The organism is Pseudomonas sp. S49, from assembly GCF_009866785.1.
Classification (GTDB): domain Bacteria; phylum Pseudomonadota; class Gammaproteobacteria; order Pseudomonadales; family Pseudomonadaceae; genus Aquipseudomonas.
This window is the reverse complement of the sequence record NZ_CP019432.1, coordinates 4,360,738-4,376,865: the sequence shown is the minus strand read 5'-3', so window position 1 is coordinate 4,376,865 and position 16,128 is coordinate 4,360,738. Positions and strand designations below refer to the sequence as shown.

Annotated in this window: 11 protein-coding genes; 8 read left to right on the top strand and 3 right to left on the bottom strand. The window is 59.2% G+C overall.

The window, feature by feature from the left end:
* Positions 1–59 precede the first annotated feature (59 nt).
* The 5 genes from clpP (at position 60) to PspS49_RS19165 (ending at position 7,172) form a co-directional block, all read left to right on the top strand.
* Positions 60–695: an ATP-dependent Clp endopeptidase proteolytic subunit ClpP gene (gene clpP / locus PspS49_RS19185; protein WP_007951559.1), complete on the top strand. Its 636-nt coding sequence runs from the start codon at positions 60–62 to the stop codon at positions 693–695.
* Between the two features lie 112 nt (positions 696–807).
* Entirely contained in the window at positions 808–2,091 is a 1,284-nt protein-coding gene (gene clpX / locus PspS49_RS19180) for an ATP-dependent Clp protease ATP-binding subunit ClpX (protein ID WP_003223632.1), read from the top strand.
* A 163-nt stretch (positions 2,092–2,254) separates the two neighbouring features.
* Positions 2,255–4,651 carry an endopeptidase La gene (lon, locus tag PspS49_RS19175; RefSeq protein WP_127929012.1) on the top strand — a complete coding sequence of 799 codons (2,397 nt, stop codon included), beginning with the start codon at positions 2,255–2,257 and terminating at the stop codon, positions 4,649–4,651.
* A 148-nt stretch (positions 4,652–4,799) separates the two neighbouring features.
* A complete protein-coding gene (locus tag PspS49_RS19170) occupies positions 4,800–5,072 on the top strand; it encodes an HU family DNA-binding protein (RefSeq protein WP_003183171.1) in 273 nt (90 codons plus the stop codon).
* Between the two features lie 228 nt (positions 5,073–5,300).
* Positions 5,301–7,172, top strand: a complete 1,872-nt coding sequence (locus PspS49_RS19165; RefSeq protein WP_127929011.1) for a SurA N-terminal domain-containing protein — start codon at positions 5,301–5,303, stop codon at positions 7,170–7,172.
* Between the two features lie 765 nt (positions 7,173–7,937).
* On the opposite strand, the gene PspS49_RS19160 is transcribed toward PspS49_RS19165, so the two are convergent.
* Positions 7,938–9,143 (bottom strand): MFS transporter, encoded by a 1,206-nt coding sequence (locus PspS49_RS19160; RefSeq protein WP_160041033.1) that lies wholly within the window; start codon positions 9,141–9,143, stop codon positions 7,938–7,940.
* 118 nt (positions 9,144–9,261) lie between these two features.
* Here PspS49_RS19160 and PspS49_RS19155 point away from each other — a divergent pair, with 118 nt between their 5' ends.
* On the top strand, positions 9,262–10,161 hold the full coding sequence (locus PspS49_RS19155) for a LysR family transcriptional regulator (protein ID WP_160041031.1): 900 nt from the start codon (positions 9,262–9,264) through the stop codon (positions 10,159–10,161).
* 92 nt (positions 10,162–10,253) lie between these two features.
* The gene (locus PspS49_RS19150; protein ID WP_160041029.1) at positions 10,254–11,108 is read left to right on the top strand and encodes a DUF2242 domain-containing protein; all 855 of its coding nucleotides are present in this window, start codon (positions 10,254–10,256) and stop codon (positions 11,106–11,108) included.
* 410 nt (positions 11,109–11,518) lie between these two features.
* Here the strand turns inward: PspS49_RS19150 and PspS49_RS19145 are convergent, their stop codons facing one another.
* Together PspS49_RS19145 and PspS49_RS19140 are read right to left on the bottom strand one after the other, a co-directional pair.
* On the bottom strand, positions 11,519–12,559 hold the full coding sequence (locus PspS49_RS19145; RefSeq protein WP_160041027.1) for an AraC family transcriptional regulator: 1,041 nt from the start codon (positions 12,557–12,559) through the stop codon (positions 11,519–11,521).
* Positions 12,560–12,562: 3 nt separating this feature from the next.
* Entirely contained in the window at positions 12,563–13,693 is a 1,131-nt protein-coding gene (locus tag PspS49_RS19140) for a carbon-nitrogen hydrolase family protein (RefSeq protein WP_150775900.1), read from the bottom strand.
* Between the two features lie 209 nt (positions 13,694–13,902).
* Here PspS49_RS19140 and PspS49_RS19135 point away from each other — a divergent pair, with 209 nt between their 5' ends.
* Entirely contained in the window at positions 13,903–15,942 is a 2,040-nt protein-coding gene (locus PspS49_RS19135; RefSeq protein WP_127929004.1) for an NADPH-dependent 2,4-dienoyl-CoA reductase, read from the top strand.
* Positions 15,943–16,128: the final 186 nt, after the last annotated feature.

The following is a 16,128-nucleotide window of genomic DNA, read 5'->3' as shown; positions in this document are numbered from 1 at the left end:
AGCTCTCGAGCTGGCTTATGCGTATTCAAGACATAACTATTTGGGAGCGACTGCAGAGCATGTTCCGTAATTCTTATATTCAGCAGAACTCTGATATCCAGGCCGCCGGCGGCCTGGTCCCGATGGTTGTCGAGCAATCTGCTCGTGGCGAACGCGCCTATGACATCTATTCGCGCCTGCTCAAGGAGCGAGTGATCTTTCTGGTTGGTCCGGTAGAGGACTACATGGCCAACCTGATCTGCGCGCAACTGCTGTTCCTTGAAGCGGAAAACCCGGACAAGGACATCCATCTCTACATCAACTCTCCGGGCGGTTCGGTGACAGCGGGCATGTCGATCTACGACACCATGCAGTTCATCAAGCCGAACGTATCGACCACCTGCATCGGTCAGGCTTGCAGCATGGGCGCGTTCCTGCTGACTGCAGGTGCCCCGGGCAAGCGTTTCTGCCTGCCGAACTCGCGCGTGATGATTCACCAGCCACTGGGCGGTTTCCAGGGCCAGGCGTCGGACATCGAAATCCACGCCAAGGAAATCCTCTTCATTCGCGAGCGTCTGAACACGCTGATGGCCAAACACAGCGGGCGTACTCTGGAAGAAATCGAGCGCGATACCAATCGCGACAACTTCATGAGTGCAGAAGCTGCGAAGGAATATGGCCTGATCGACGAAGTGATCAACCAGCGCCCAGCTTAAAATAAGCAGCTCAAAATAGGCTTGGTCGGCTTGTCTGATCAGCGGCGGGCTTGAAAAAGCCCGCAATAGCCTTCATCTTGTGTTGCAAGCCTATCGGATTTGGATCGAACGAATGACTGACACCCGCAACGGCGAGGACAACGGCAAGCTGCTCTATTGCTCCTTCTGTGGCAAAAGCCAGCATGAAGTGCGCAAATTGATTGCCGGCCCCTCGGTCTTTATCTGCGACGAGTGCGTCGACCTGTGCAATGACATCATCCGTGAGGAGGTGCAGGAAGCCCAGGCCGAAAGCAGCGCGCATAAATTGCCTTCGCCTAAAGAAATCAGCGGCATCCTTGACCAGTACGTCATTGGTCAGGAGCGTGCGAAAAAGGTTTTGGCCGTAGCGGTGTACAACCACTACAAGCGCCTGAACCAGCGTGACAAAAAGGCTGACGACGTCGAACTCGGCAAGAGCAACATCCTGCTGATCGGCCCGACAGGCTCCGGTAAAACCCTGCTGGCCGAAACACTGGCCCGCTTGCTGAACGTTCCGTTCACCATCGCCGACGCAACCACCCTCACCGAGGCGGGTTATGTAGGTGAAGATGTCGAGAACATCATTCAGAAGCTGCTGCAGAAGTGCGATTACGACGTAGAAAAGGCCCAGATGGGTATTGTCTACATCGATGAAATCGACAAGATTTCCCGCAAGTCCGACAACCCGTCGATCACCCGGGACGTTTCCGGTGAGGGCGTGCAGCAGGCCTTGCTCAAGTTGATCGAAGGCACGGTCGCTTCCGTACCGCCGCAAGGTGGCCGCAAGCATCCGCAGCAGGAGTTCCTGCAGGTCGACACCCGTAACATCCTGTTCATCTGTGGTGGTGCGTTCTCCGGTCTGGAAAAGGTTATTCAAAACCGTTCCACCAAGGGCGGCATCGGCTTCAACGCAGAAGTGCGCAGCAAGGAAGAAGGCAAGAAAGTCGGTGAATCCCTGCGTGAAGTCGAGCCTGACGATCTGGTCAAGTTCGGTCTGATCCCGGAATTCGTCGGTCGTCTGCCGGTCCTCGCCACGCTGGACGAACTCGACGAGGCTGCGTTGATGCAGATCCTCACCGAGCCGAAAAATGCTTTGACCAAACAGTATGCCAAGCTGTTCGAGATGGAAGGCGTGGATCTGGAGTTCCGCACAGACGCGCTGAAATCGGTCGCCAAGCGTGCCCTGGAGCGTAAAACCGGTGCCCGTGGCCTGCGTTCGATTCTCGAAGGTGTACTGCTCGATACGATGTATGAAATCCCCTCGCAGTCCGAGGTGAGCAAAGTCGTGATCGATGAAAGCGTGATCGAAGGCAAGTCCAAGCCACTGTATATCTACGAAAACAGTGAGCCGACGGCCAAGGCAGCGCCGGACGCGTAAGCGTCCAGTCTGCTGGAATAAAGAAGGGGCCTTCGGGCCTCTTTTTTTTTATGTCGTTTTTTACATCCGCTTTGCGCTTGTTTTTTTTCAAGGCAGCCCCCATCTTGGTTTCAAGCTCAATTCCATCTGATTACGGCCATATGGCCGCCGTAGAGGCGAAATCATGAAGACAACCATCGAATTGCCTCTCCTGCCATTGCGTGATGTCGTGGTTTATCCGCACATGGTTATCCCGCTGTTCGTGGGGCGCGAGAAATCCATCGAAGCCCTCGAGGCTGCGATGACGGGCGACAAGCAGATCCTGTTGCTGGCCCAGAGAAACCCGGCGGACGACGATCCCGGTGAAGACGCTCTCTATCGCGTAGGTACCATCGCTACCGTTCTGCAACTGCTCAAGCTGCCTGACGGCACCGTCAAGGTGCTGGTTGAGGGTGAGCAGCGCGGCACCGTCGAGCGGTTCAGCGAAATTGACGGCCACTGCCGTGCCGAAGTCTCGTTGATCGAAGAAGTCGACGCCGCCGAGCGCGAATCTGAAGTGTTCGTGCGCACACTGCTGTCGCAGTTCGAACAATATGTACAGTTGGGCAAGAAAGTCCCGGCTGAAGTCCTGTCGTCGCTCAACAGCATCGATGAGCCAGGTCGCCTGGTCGACACCATGGCGGCGCACATGGCGCTGAAAATCGAGCAGAAGCAGGAAATCCTCGAAATCATCGATTTGTCGGCCCGGGTCGAGCACGTTCTGGCGCTGCTGGATGCCGAGATCGATCTGCTGCAAGTCGAAAAACGCATTCGTGGCCGCGTCAAAAAGCAAATGGAGCGCAGTCAGCGCGAGTACTACCTGAATGAGCAGATGAAGGCCATTCAGAAAGAGCTCGGTGACAGCGACGAAGGCCACAACGAAATCGAAGACCTGAAAAAGCGTATCGACGCTGCCGGTCTGCCGAAAGACGCGCTGGCCAAAGCCACTGCCGAGCTGAACAAGCTCAAGCAAATGTCGCCGATGTCCGCTGAGGCCACCGTGGTGCGCTCGTACATCGACTGGCTGGTGCAGGTGCCGTGGAAGGCTCAGAGCAAGGTACGCCTGGACCTGGCGCGTGCAGAAGACATTCTCGATGCCGATCACTACGGTCTCGAAGAGGTCAAGGAACGTATCCTTGAATACCTCGCCGTGCAAAAACGCGTGAAGAAAATCCGAGGTCCGGTGTTGTGCCTGGTCGGTCCTCCAGGCGTGGGTAAAACCTCGCTGGCCGAGTCGATCGCCCACGCGACCAACCGTAAATTCGTGCGCATGGCCCTCGGTGGCGTGCGTGATGAAGCGGAAATTCGTGGTCACCGCCGGACTTACATCGGTTCGATGCCGGGAAGATTGATTCAAAAGATGACAAAGGTTGGCGTTCGCAACCCGCTGTTCCTGCTCGATGAAATCGACAAAATGGGCAGCGACATGCGTGGCGATCCGGCGTCGGCGTTGCTGGAAGTGCTCGATCCAGAGCAAAACCACAACTTCAACGACCACTATCTGGAAGTCGATTACGACCTCTCCGATGTGATGTTCCTGTGCACCTCGAACTCGATGAACATCCCGCCGGCGCTGCTCGACCGCATGGAAGTTATCCGTCTGCCGGGCTACACCGAAGACGAGAAGATCAACATTGCCGTCAAATACCTCTCGCCAAAACAGATCGCCGCCAATGGTCTGAAGAAAGGCGAGCTGGAATTCGATGCAGAAGCGATCCGCGACATCATCCGTTATTACACCCGTGAAGCGGGTGTGCGTGGCCTCGAGCGTCAGATCGCCAAGGTCTGCCGCAAAGCGGTCAAAGAGCACGCGATGGAAAAACGCTTCTCGGTGAAAGTGACAGCTGACCTGCTGGAACATTTCCTCGGTGTGCGCAAATTCCGTTACGGTCTGGCCGAGCAACAGGATCAGATCGGTCAGGTGACCGGCCTTGCCTGGACTCAGGTGGGCGGCGAATTGCTGACCATCGAAGCCGCTGTTGTGCCGGGTAAAGGTCAGTTGATCAAGACCGGTTCGCTGGGCGACGTGATGGTCGAATCGATCACTGCCGCGCTCACCGTGGTGCGCAGCCGCGCCAAGAGCCTGGGCATCCCTCTGGACTTCCACGAGAAGCGCGACACCCACATCCACATGCCGGAAGGGGCGACGCCGAAAGACGGCCCTAGCGCCGGTGTAGGCATGTGCACGGCGCTGGTGTCGGCATTGACCGGCATTCCGGTGCGCGCTGATGTCGCCATGACGGGCGAGATTACGCTGCGTGGTCAAGTGCTGGCGATTGGTGGTCTGAAGGAAAAACTGCTGGCGGCTCACCGCGGCGGAATCAAGATCGTGATTATTCCGGAAGAGAACGTGCGTGATCTGAAGGAGATTCCTGACAATATCAAGCAGGATCTGCAGATTAAACCGGTTAAATGGATTGACGAGGTCCTGCAAATTGCGCTGCAATACGCGCCGGAGCCCTTGCCGGATGTGGCTCCGGAGATAGTTGCCAAGGACGAAAAACGTGAGTCTGACTCTAAGGAAAGAATTAGCACGCATTAATATGCTTTTGCCTGGGGGGCTTCCTTGACAGTTTTTTAGAGCCCTTGTTATAAAGCGGCTCTTAAGTGTCTGTAGGCCATTCAGCACTCGTTTTTGCTTTCACCAAAAAACTTAGAATCATCTCAAAATAGATATAAGGGGACTTAGAGTGAACAAGTCGGAACTGATTGATGCTATCGCTGCATCCGCTGATATCCCGAAAGCTGCTGCTGGCCGTGCGCTGGACGCTGTAATCGAATCCGTCACTGGCGCTCTCAAGGCTGGCGACTCCGTTGTTCTGGTTGGTTTCGGTACTTTCTCCGTGACGGACCGTCCGGCTCGTACCGGTCGTAACCCTCAGACCGGCAAGACTCTGGAAATCCCGGCTGCCAAGAAGCCAGGTTTCAAAGCCGGTAAAGCACTGAAAGAAGCTGTTAACTAAGTTTTCAGGTTTTTACCCATCCGGGTCGGGGTCATGCCTGACTTGGCAGCGGAGCGGTAGAGCAGGTCGCTGAAACAGTGGCCTGTAACGCCGGGATCGAGGGTTCGAGCCCTGTCCGCTCCGCCAGTTACGAGAAGGCGCATCCTCGGATGCGCCTTTCTTCTATCCGGATTCTACCCACGCTCCACGGTTGCCTAATTTTGAAGTTCAACCGTTTCTGGGGGACGCATGCTGCAGAATATCAGGGACAATTCACAAGGCTGGATTGCCAAGACCATTATCGGGGTCATCGTTGCACTGATGGCTCTGACCGGTTTCGACGCCATTTTCCAGGCCACGACTCACAAGAATGAGGCGGCCAAGGTCAACGGTGAAGAAATCAGCCAAAACGAGCTGAGCCAGGCCGTTGATATGCAACGCCGTCAGTTGATGCAACAGCTGGGCAAAGACTTCGATGCTTCTTTGCTCGACGAAAAAATGCTGCGCGAATCGGCCCTCAAAGGTCTGATCGATCGCAAGTTGCTGCTGCAAGGTGCCGAACAGGCGAAGTTCGCGTTCTCCGAAGGCGCACTGGATCAAGTGATCCTGCAGACCCCTGAGTTTCAGGTGGACGGCAAGTTCAGCTCCGAGCGTTTCGACCAGGTAATCCGTCAACTGGGTTACAGCCGTATGCAATTCCGCCAGATGCTGGCTCAGGAAATGCTGATCGGCCAACTGCGCGCCGGTGTGGCGGGCAGCGGTTTCGTCACCGACGCCGAAGTGCTGGCATTTGCCCGTCTGGAAAAACAGACCCGCGATTTCGCCACCCTGAACGTCAAGGCTGACCCGGCTGCGGTCAAGCTGACCGACGACGAGGTCAAGGCCTACTACGACGAGCACGCCAAGGAGTTCATGACTCCGGATCAAGTGATCATCGATTACGTGGAACTGAAGAAGTCTTCGTTCTTCGATCAGGTCGCGGTCAAGGACGAAGACCTGCAGGCGGCGTATCAGAAAGAGATTGCCAACCTGTCGGAACAGCGTCGTGCCGCGCACATTCTGATCGAAGTGAACGACAAGACCACTGAAGCTCAGGCCAAGGCGAAGATTGACGACGTCCAGGCGCGTCTGGCCAAGGGCGAGAAGTTCGAAGCGCTGGCTAAAGAGTTCTCGCAGGATCCGGGTTCGGCCAACAATGGCGGTGACCTCGGTTACGCAGGTCCTGGCGTTTATGATCCAGCGTTCGAAAAAGCCCTGTACTCGCTGTCGAAAGACCAGGTGTCCGAGCCGATTCGTACCGACTTCGGTTACCACCTGATCAAGCTGTTGGGTGTGGAAGCGCCGGAAGTGCCAACCCTGGCCAGCCTGAAAGACAAGCTGACCCGCGAGCTGAAAGCCGCGCAGGTCGAGCAGCGTTTTGTCGAGGCGACCAAGCAACTGGAAGACTCGGCGTTTGAAGCGTCTGACCTGGCTCAGCCAGCGGCGGATCTGAAGCTGACCGTGCACACCTCCAAGCCGTTCGGCCGTGAAGGTGGCGAAGGTGTTGCAGCCAACCGTGCTGTGGTCACCGCGGCATTCAGCACCGAAGTGATCGACGAAGGTGCCAACAGCACCGCCATCGAGCTGGATCCGGAAACCGTGATCGTGCTGCGTTCCAAGGAGCACCTGAAGCCTGCGCAACTGCCATTGGAAAGCGTGAATGCGGCGATCCGCACTCAGTTGACCAAAGAGCATGCCAGTGCTGCCGCCAAGACCAAGGCCGAGAAGCTGATTGCTGATCTGCGTGACGGCAAGGCTCCTCTGGACAAGGCGGTTGACGGGCAGAGCTGGAAAGCTACCGAAGCGGCCACTCGTGGTCAGGAAGGTGTTGATCCGGCGGTGCTGCAAGCGTTGTTCCGTATGCCGAAGCCGGCTGCCAAGGACAAGCCGACGTTCACCAGCGTGACCCTGCCGGATGGTAGTTTGATGATCGTGCGTCTGAACGGCGTTAACGAAGCGGCTGCGCCGACGGATGAAGAGAAGGTTCAGTACCGTCGCTTCCTTGCTTCGCGTGAGGGGCAGCAGGACTTTGCGGCGTATCGCAAGCAGTTGGAAGCTCAGGCTGAGATCAAGCGGTTTTGATGGTTGATTGAGTTGTAATGTGGAAGCCCCGGCCTGTGTAGGTCGGGGCTTTTTTTTGGGCGTTGCGTAGTGGCGGCCTTTGGGCCGACCATGTTCTTGGGGTTTTGGGGGGATATCCGTTGCTGTGGGTGTTGCCGCTGGCGGTTCCGCCCTTACGGCGGGTCACTTTGGCAAACGCCCCAAAGTAACCAAAGGTCTGTGCCCTGACGTTCGGCCCGCTCGCTGGGGCTCGGGGTTCCTTCGCTCCGGGATCGATCCGGGGGCATCGCCTACGGTTTGCTTCGCTGCACCTCCTCTCGATGTGTTCGACTTCGTCGAACGGTCGCTGCGCTCCCACCCCGGATCAATCCCTCCACTCAGCCTGCCGACGGGCCTTCAGATCAAGATCAAGAGCTGCAGCCGAGCTAACGCTCATCCTGTTGAGTGGGGCGGCTTTGCCGCGTGGGCCGCACACGAATTAAACCTGTGGGAGCGAGCCGGCTCGCGATGGCGGCCTGACAGCCGGCCAATTTTCTGTCTGCTGTACTCAATCCAATTGTGGGAGCAAGCCTGCTCGCGAAGACGGCCTTCCAGCCGACCAGTTTTCTGTCTGATGTACTCAGTTCCATTGTAGGAGTGAGCCTGCTCGCGAAGACGGCCTTCCAGCCGGCCAATCTTCTGTCAGATGTACTCAATCCAATTGTGGGAGTGAGCCTGCTCGCGATGGCTGCCTGTCAATCGACGGGTTTTCACCTGTCTGGCCTCAATCCAACAACTCATTCGGTCTCATTCGGCTGTTGGAAAACCGTGGCTCCGAGCTTTGATCGCTACTGACAGGGTCAGTACCAGCAATCCTGCAACAATCCACGGGAATGCCCCCACCCCAAGGTTCCCCAGCAACAAGCCTCCGACCAAACCACCCCCCGCAATCCCGACATTCCACAGCGTAACCAACATCGATTGCGCCGTATCGGCAGCCTCCTTTGCGGTTTTCGCCGAGGCGGTTTGCAGCAGCGATGGCATTGCCCCAAACGCCAGTCCCCAAACAGCAGTGGCGATGTACACCGCGCTCGGCGATTCGCGCCACAGGCCCAGCGCTATCGCGGACAGCATGAACAACCCGGCACTGGTCAACACCAGTTCGCGCAGCCAGCGGTCAATCAGGCTGCCGACGATCCATAGGCTCAGCACCGAGGCGAGGCCGAATACCAGCAATACGCGGTCGACATTGGCGTCCAGCCCGGACGGTTGCAGGAAGGGGGCGATGTAGGTGTACAGCAGGTTGTGCGCAACGACGTAGGTGAGCGTGACAAACAGGACGGGTCGCACGCCGGGCAGGGTAAATACCTGACGCAGTGGCAGGCGGCTTCCCGCGCGTTCGCCGGCGAAGTCCGGTACTTGCCAGTGCACCCAGATCACCAGCACAACGGTCAGTCCGCTCATGATAGCGAAGCTCAGGCGCCAGCCGACCAAGGTGCCGAGCAGGGTGCCTGCGGGTATTCCCAGCGACAGCGCCAGTGGCGCGCCGAGCATCGCTACCGTTATGGCGCGGCCTTGCAAGTGCGGGGCGACCATGCGGCTCGCGTAACCCGCCAGCAGCGCCCACAGCAATCCGGCAAATACGCCGGCAATAAGCCGTGCAATCAGCGTCAGCCAGTACCATTCCGACAGGGTTGTGATGCTGTTAGCGATGGCAAAGCCTGCGATGGCGGCCAGCAGCAGAGGTTTTCTTCGCCAGCCGCGGGTGGCGATCGTCAGCGGTATCGCTGCCAGGATCGAGCCGATCGCGTACAGCGTGACCAATTGCCCGATCAGCGCCTGGGAAACATTCAGTCCGCTGCTCATCTGTGGTAACAGGCCGGCGGGCATGGCTTCGGTCATGACCGTAATGAATCCGGCGGTGGCCAGTGCGAGGAGCGCGGCGAGGGGTAATCGCTCACGGCGATCTGCGGGTTGTTCAAGTGCGGGGCAACCGAGTTGGGCATCGTTCATGAGCCGGCATCCTTGTGCAGTGTTGACGAGGAGCACAGGGTAGGGCGCTGCACATCGGCGAAAAACGGGTTAAGGTTCCGAACATATCGGACACGGATGTCAGCAATGGGAGGGTGGTATGGATAGCCTGGGCAGTATTTCGGTGTTTGTTCAGGTCGCCGAGACGCGCAGTTTCACTGAGGCCGGCCGGCTGCAAGGGGTGTCATCGTCGGCGGTGGGCAAAAGCATTGCGCGGCTGGAAGCGCGACTGGGCGTGCGTTTGTTTCAGCGCACCACGCGCAGTGTCAGGCTGACCAGTGAAGGGGCGCTTTTTCTCGAACGCTGTCGCAAGATCCTCGCGGAAGTCGAGGCGGCGGAGTTCGAACTGTGCGATGCCGCTGCCAAACCCCACGGCAAATTGCGCATCAGCCTGCCGCAGGTGCATGGTTTGGTGATGCCGGTCATGACTGAGTTTCTGGCCTTGTACCCGCAGATCGAGCTGGATCTGGATTTGACCGATCGCATGGTCGATGTGGTTGAAGAAGGTTTCGACGCCGTGATCCGCACCGGCAAACCGCGGGATTCACGACTGATGGCGCGACCGTTGGGCGAGTTTCACATGGTGCTGGTGGCCAGCCCGGCGTATCTGGCGCAACGCGGTGTGCCGCAGACGCCCGCCGATCTGGCGGCTCACGCGTGCCTTCGGCATACGTTTCATGCCACCGGCAAACTGGAAACCTGGCCATTGATCCGCGAGGAGGGCGCCGTTGAGCCGACGTTGCCGACCCGCTTGGTCAGCACGTCGATCGAAGCGGTGAGTCATGCGGCGCTGGCCGGCATGGGCATTGCCTGTCTGCCTGATTTCATGACGCGTGAGGCCGAGGCGCAAGGCCGCTTGCATCGGGTGCTCGACGCGCATCTGGAGCACACCGGGCAGTTCTGGGTGCTATGGCCATCGAGTCGCCACGCCACGGCGAAGTTGCGCGTGTTTATCGATCATCTGGCGTTGCGACTTTTTCCCGCAACCGAGGGTCGATAGAGTTGTAACTGCTTTAAGACACTAATCCATGCGCAGCGCGGCAGCGATCTGTTGCACAATACGCCCCGGACTGTTTTCTCTCAGGATGTTCAATGTTGATTTCCACTCCCATGCGTGTAGTCGGGTTGGCGCTGTTGTTGACCGCTGTAGCCGGCTGTTCGAAAGACAAGCCGATGTATGAGCATGAGAACTTCGATGACTCCGGTACGTTTTCGCGCAATTACCCGGTGACCGACTCGGTCAGTTGCGAAGCGGCCCGTCGTGCGTTGCTCAGCCAGGGCTACATCATTACCAGCAGCGACCCGAAACTGGTCAGCGGCCACAAGAGTTTTCAGCAAACCGGCGACACCCACATGGAGATCAGCTTCAACGTGGTCTGCGCCGATGACGGCAGCGCCGGGCACCATGCGACGATGTTCGCCAACGCTTTGCAGGATCGTTACGCACTGAAGAAGACCAACAACTCGGCCAGTCTCGGCGTGGGTGTGCTGGGCTCGGTGTCGATGCCGATCGGCTCGTCCGACGATTCGATGGTCAAGGTTGCCAGCGAGACGGTGACGTCGCAGAAGTTCTATGAGCGCTTCTTCACGTTGGTGGAATTGTTCCTGCCGGCGGATGCGAAGAAAGCGGCGCATATCGAAGAGAAGCCGAAGGCTGATCTGGGTGTCCCTGAGGTGAAGGCTGCTCCGGCAGCGCTGGCGCCAACACCGACGCCAGCACCTGCGCCCGCCGCAACGCCTGCACCTGCTGCCGAGCCGGCTCCGGCGCCTGCTGAGGTCGCTCCAGTGACGTCGGAACCGGTCGCACCACCCGCAGAGGCGGCGCCGATCACTCCGGCACCAGGCGCTGAGCCGGCACCGGCCACCGAAACCATCACGCCACCGGCCAACCCGGACATCCCGCCGCCATCCGAGCCGATTCCGGCGATGCCTGCGTCCGGCCAATAACCAGCCTGAACCCAAATCCCCGTGGGAGCGAGCCTGCTCGCGAAGACGGACTTTCAGTCACCTGTGTGCTGAAGGGTCCGACGCCTTCGCGAGCAGGCTCGCTCCCACAGTGGTTTTTGGGTCGCCTTAAATTTCGTTACATTCCCCGGACAAAAGTCCCGCGATAAATTCCTGACCGTCTGCTACGTTTTATTCATGAAGGCCGGGTTTCACTTTTCCTTCACACGAGCACGTTAAGCTCGAGGCACTGGGCATTTGCCCAGGCCCATTCAAGAGAGCAGCAGGGGGATTACACGATGGATGAATATCAAGAAGAGCTGCTCGAATACCAGGCCTTTGAACTGGATCCTCTGGAACCCGCTGAAGACGCCACCGAGCTTTGACTTGCAGCTTGAAGCTTGTAGCTGCTTTTAAGCCGTTTTGCGATGGCTGCGGCGGAATTCGCCGGGCGTCTGGCCGCTCCAGCGTTTGAAGGCTCGCTGGAACGCTTCGGCTGAAGCAAAACCCAGCAAGTAGGCGATTTCGCCGAAGGCCAGTTCAGTGTCGCGGATATACGTCATGGCCAGATCCCGGCGCGTGTCGTTGAGGATCGCGCGAAACTGTGTGCCCTCCTCGGCCAGTTTGCGCCGCAACGTCCAGGTCGGCAGCTTCAGACGTGCCGCCACTTCTTCCAGGTCGGGTTCCCGGCCACCATTGAGCAACGGCCCCAGTAGCTGAGTGATGCGTTCACGCAGGCTGCGGGTTCGGGTCAATTGCTCCAGTTCCCGCTCACACAACTGCAGCAGATGCCGCCAGGTACTCGGGCAATGCTCGGGGTTTCGCAGTGCGAGGCTGTTGAGGTTCAGGCGCAGTTGATTGCGCTCGGCACCGAACTGGATCGGGCAATCCCCCAGTACGCTGTAAGCCTCGCGATAATCCGGCGCTTCGAATTCGATGTCGATGCGTTCAGCGCGTAGCGGTTCGCGGCTGACACTGGAGAGCTGGTGCAGCCATCCGGCGATGATCGAATCCACGACAAAACGGTTATAGGCGTTGTACGGGCTGATCGAATAGAAACGCAGCCACGCGCCATTGGCATCTTCGTGAAAACTGGACTGACCACGGTAGTTGGAACCGTACAGCGCCTCGAAACGGATCAGACAGCGCGCGGCTTCGCGAACGGTTGGCGCCTGTGCGGCGGTAACGCCGGCCAGTCCGGCCTGGCTCAGGCGACTGAGCTGACCCATGCGCAAGCCCAGCGCCGAGTCACCGGTCAACTGAATCGCCGCGTGGCCCAGGCGCATGTAACGCGGAATCGACAAGCGCGCCCCGGCCTCGGCCAGCCGCGCGGCGTCGAGGCCATATTGCTCCAGCAACGGCTGCGGATCGGCTGCATGACTGCGCACCGCGTCGGCAAGGCTGTGCACAAAGCCCACCGACAGATCCCCGAGGCGCATCGGCAGGGGCTTCATGGCTTACAACCAGATGTTCAACAAACGCGCGCCACGGGCCTCGCCATCGGCGAACTGCTGGCCGTTGCTGCTGAGGAAACTCTGACCGGCACTGGCTTTGTCCCAGAACTGCCCGCGCAGGAACACGCTGATGCCGGCAATCGCCCGACTGCTCGGCGGTTGTGCGGTCAGCGTCAGACGATGCCAGGCCTGTCCTTCGGTGACTTCACCGGGCTTGAGACTGACCGATCCCGGTGTACTTGAACCTTTGTAGCCGCGCCAGGGTTGATTCCACGCACCCTGGCCGAATACTTGCGCCGGCACCGCGACCAATTGCGCGCCTTGCTCGTCGAGTGTGCGGTAGTTGTCCGGGTACCAACTGTCGCTGCCAATCAGCACGCCGAGGCGTCCGGCCGGGGTGTCGACCACGTTGATCTGGTGTTTGCCTGCGCCTTCGATCACTTCACGCTGATCGAACACCGGGTGCATCTGCCGCTGTGGCTGGCCAAGCGGCACGCCGTCGCGGCCGAACACCACGCTGCTGTTGAACAAGGCGCCGCTGCCGGGTTTCAGCCGGCCGTCACGGATGCTCGGTTCCGGCAGCACGATCGAACCGGCCACCAGTGTCACGTGAAACTCCTTGGCCAGGCCGCCGAAGAGGGCTTGGTAATCCTTGGCCATCGCCTTGGATTTCATGCGCAGGTACGCGTCGTTGAGGCGGTCGCTGCCGTTGGCGCTGAGCCAGGCGCGGGCGAACAACAACGGATTGCTCGCCGCCAGCCAGTTCATCGCCTCGGCGAGGGACGGCGCCTGATACAGCTCGTCTTTCTCGCCACTGAGCAGCAACCAGGTGCCGACGTTCTCTGGCAACACCACCACGGTTTTATCGTTCAGCAGGCCTTGGTCTTGGGCCTGCTGCAAATACGCCGCGAGTTTGCGGTGCAAGCGTTCGGGGCTTTGATAGTCAGTGGGGAACAGTTCGGGCTGGATACCCAGCAGATTGCCACGGTCGCCGGGCGTGCCCTGATCAACCGCCACTTTTATGCGCAGGTCCGACAGGTAATGCCCCGCCGGCCGGTCCGCCGCCCACATGGCATAGGTAGTAAGGACAGCCACCAGGGCCATGGAAAACGTCAGGTACAAAAGTTTGCGCATGAAAACCAACAACAACCGGGTACAGGGTGTGGCGACTAGGGTAGGGCCCATGGCTCCGGTTGCCAAGGGGCGCTGCGCATTTGGATCAATAAGTTGTCAGTTACGGTCATTGAGTGACAGCGATGCGACTCTTAGTCTGTGGCACATGACTGACGGGGGCCGCAGAGCGCCCGCAACTTTTTCCGTGATCGCTCGTTGTGGAGTTACCGATGACCGCCGCTCATTACCCGCACCTGTTGGCCCCGCTGGACCTGGGATTCACCACGCTGCGCAACCGCACCCTGATGGGCTCGATGCACACCGGCCTGGAAGAGAAACCGGGTGGCTTCGAACGCATGGCGGCGTACTTCGCCGAGCGTGCCCGTGGCGGTGTCGGCCTGATGGTCACCGGCGGCATTGGCCCGAACGACGAGGGCGGGGTTTACTCCGGTGCGGCCAAACTGACCACCGAGGAAGAAGCGCTCAAGCACCGCATCGTCACCCGCGCGGTGCATGAGGCGGGCGGCAAGATCTGCATGCAAATCCTTCACGCCGGGCGTTATGCCTACAGCCCGAAACAGGTCGCACCGAGTGCGATTCAGGCGCCGATCAACCCGTTCAAACCGAAAGAGCTGGACGAAGAAGGCATCGAGAAGCAGATCAGCGATTTCGTCACCTGTTCGGTGCTGGCGCAAACCGCCGAATATGACGGCGTCGAGATCATGGGTTCGGAAGGTTATTTCATTAACCAGTTCCTCGCCGCGCACACCAACCACCGCACCGACCGTTGGGGTGGCAGTTACGAAAACCGCATGCGCCTGCCGGTGGAAATCGTTCGTCGCGTTCGCGAAGCGGTCGGCCCGAACTTCATCATCATTTTCCGTCTGTCGATGCTCGATCTGGTCGAGGGCGGCAGCACCTGGGACGAGATCGTCACCCTGGCCAAGGCCATCGAGCAGGCCGGCGCGACCATCATCAACACCGGTATCGGCTGGCACGAAGCGCGGATTCCGACCATCGCCACCAAAGTGCCGCGCGCGGCGTTCAGCAAGGTCACGGCCAAGTTGCGTGGCTCGGTGAAGATCCCGTTGATCACCACCAACCGCATCAACACCCCGGAAATCGCCGAGCAGATTCTCGCCGAAGGCGATGCCGACATGGTTTCGATGGCGCGGCCGTTCCTCGCCGATCCGGATTTCGTCAACAAGGCTGCTGAAGGCCGCGCCGATGAAATAAACACCTGCATCGGCTGCAATCAGGCGTGCCTCGACCACACCTTTGGCGGCAAGCTCACGAGTTGCCTGGTCAACCCGCGTGCCTGCCACGAAACCGAACTCAACTACTTGCCGGTGCAACAGATCAAGAAGATTGCCGTGGTGGGCGCTGGCCCTGCGGGTCTGTCTGCCGCAACCGTGGCGGCTGAGCGTGGCCATCAGGTGACCTTGTTCGATTCGGCCAGCGAAATCGGCGGCCAGTTCAACATCGCCAAACGCGTGCCGGGCAAGGAAGAGTTCTTCGAAACCTTGCGTTACTTCAAACGCAAGTTGCAGACCACGCATGTTGAGGTATGCCTGAACACCCGCGTCGATGTGGCGAAACTGGTTGAAGGCGGTTACGACGAAATCATCCTCGCCACCGGCATTGCGCCGCGTCTGCCAGCGATTCCGGGTGTCGACAATGCCAAGGTGCTGAGCTATCTGGACGTGATCCTCGAGCGCAAACCGGTTGGCAAACGCGTGGCGGTGATCGGCGCCGGCGGCATCGGTTTCGACGTCTCGGAGTTCCTTGTTCACGAAGGCGTAGCGACCAGTCAGGATCGTGCCGCGTTCTGGAAAGAGTGGGGCATCGATACGCAACTGGAGGCTCGTGGTGGCGTGGCCGGGATCAAAGCCGCACCGCATGCGCCGGCCCGCGAAGTGTTCCTGTTGCAGCGCAAGAAAACCAAGGTCGGAGATGGTCTGGGCAAAACCACCGGCTGGATTCACCGTACCGGTCTGAAGAACAAGCAGGTGCAGATGCTCAACAGCGTCGAATACCTGAGCATTGATGACCAGGGCCTGCACATTCGTATTGGCGAAACCGGCGAGCCGCAAGTGCTGGCGGTGGACAACATTGTGATTTGCGCGGGGCAGGATCCGTTGCGCGAACTGCACGATGGCTTGGTTGAAGCGGGGCAGAACGTGCACCTGATCGGTGGTGCCGATGTTGCGGCGGAGCTGGATGCCAAGCGTGCGATCAACCAGGGTTCGCGCCTGGCCGCGGAGCTCTAAAAAACGCCGCTTAACCTGTGGGAGCGAGCCTGCTCGCGAAAGCGGAGTGTCAGCCAATACACATGTCGACTGACACGACGCCTTCGCGAGCAGGCTCGCTCCCACAGGATTTGTGCACACTGCGAACCTTGTGAGCCTGCTCGCGATGGCGGCTTGTGAGCGACTAGAATGCCGGCTCTGTCCAGA

Coding starts and splice junctions, on each gene's coding strand:
- PspS49_RS19145 (WP_160041027.1), bottom strand. CDS start 12,559: ATGAAGCCCCTGCCGATGCGCCTCGGGGATCTGTCGGTGGGCTTTGTG.
- lon (WP_127929012.1), top strand. CDS start 2,255: ATGAAGACAACCATCGAATTGCCTCTCCTGCCATTGCGTGATGTCGTG.
- clpX (WP_003223632.1), top strand. CDS start 808: ATGACTGACACCCGCAACGGCGAGGACAACGGCAAGCTGCTCTATTGC.
- clpP (WP_007951559.1), top strand. CDS start 60: ATGTTCCGTAATTCTTATATTCAGCAGAACTCTGATATCCAGGCCGCC.
- PspS49_RS19150 (WP_160041029.1), top strand. CDS start 10,254: ATGTTGATTTCCACTCCCATGCGTGTAGTCGGGTTGGCGCTGTTGTTG.
- PspS49_RS19140 (WP_150775900.1), bottom strand. CDS start 13,693: ATGCGCAAACTTTTGTACCTGACGTTTTCCATGGCCCTGGTGGCTGTC.
- PspS49_RS19155 (WP_160041031.1), top strand. CDS start 9,262: ATGGATAGCCTGGGCAGTATTTCGGTGTTTGTTCAGGTCGCCGAGACG.
- PspS49_RS19165 (WP_127929011.1), top strand. CDS start 5,301: ATGCTGCAGAATATCAGGGACAATTCACAAGGCTGGATTGCCAAGACC.
- PspS49_RS19135 (WP_127929004.1), top strand. CDS start 13,903: ATGACCGCCGCTCATTACCCGCACCTGTTGGCCCCGCTGGACCTGGGA.
- PspS49_RS19160 (WP_160041033.1), bottom strand. CDS start 9,143: ATGAACGATGCCCAACTCGGTTGCCCCGCACTTGAACAACCCGCAGAT.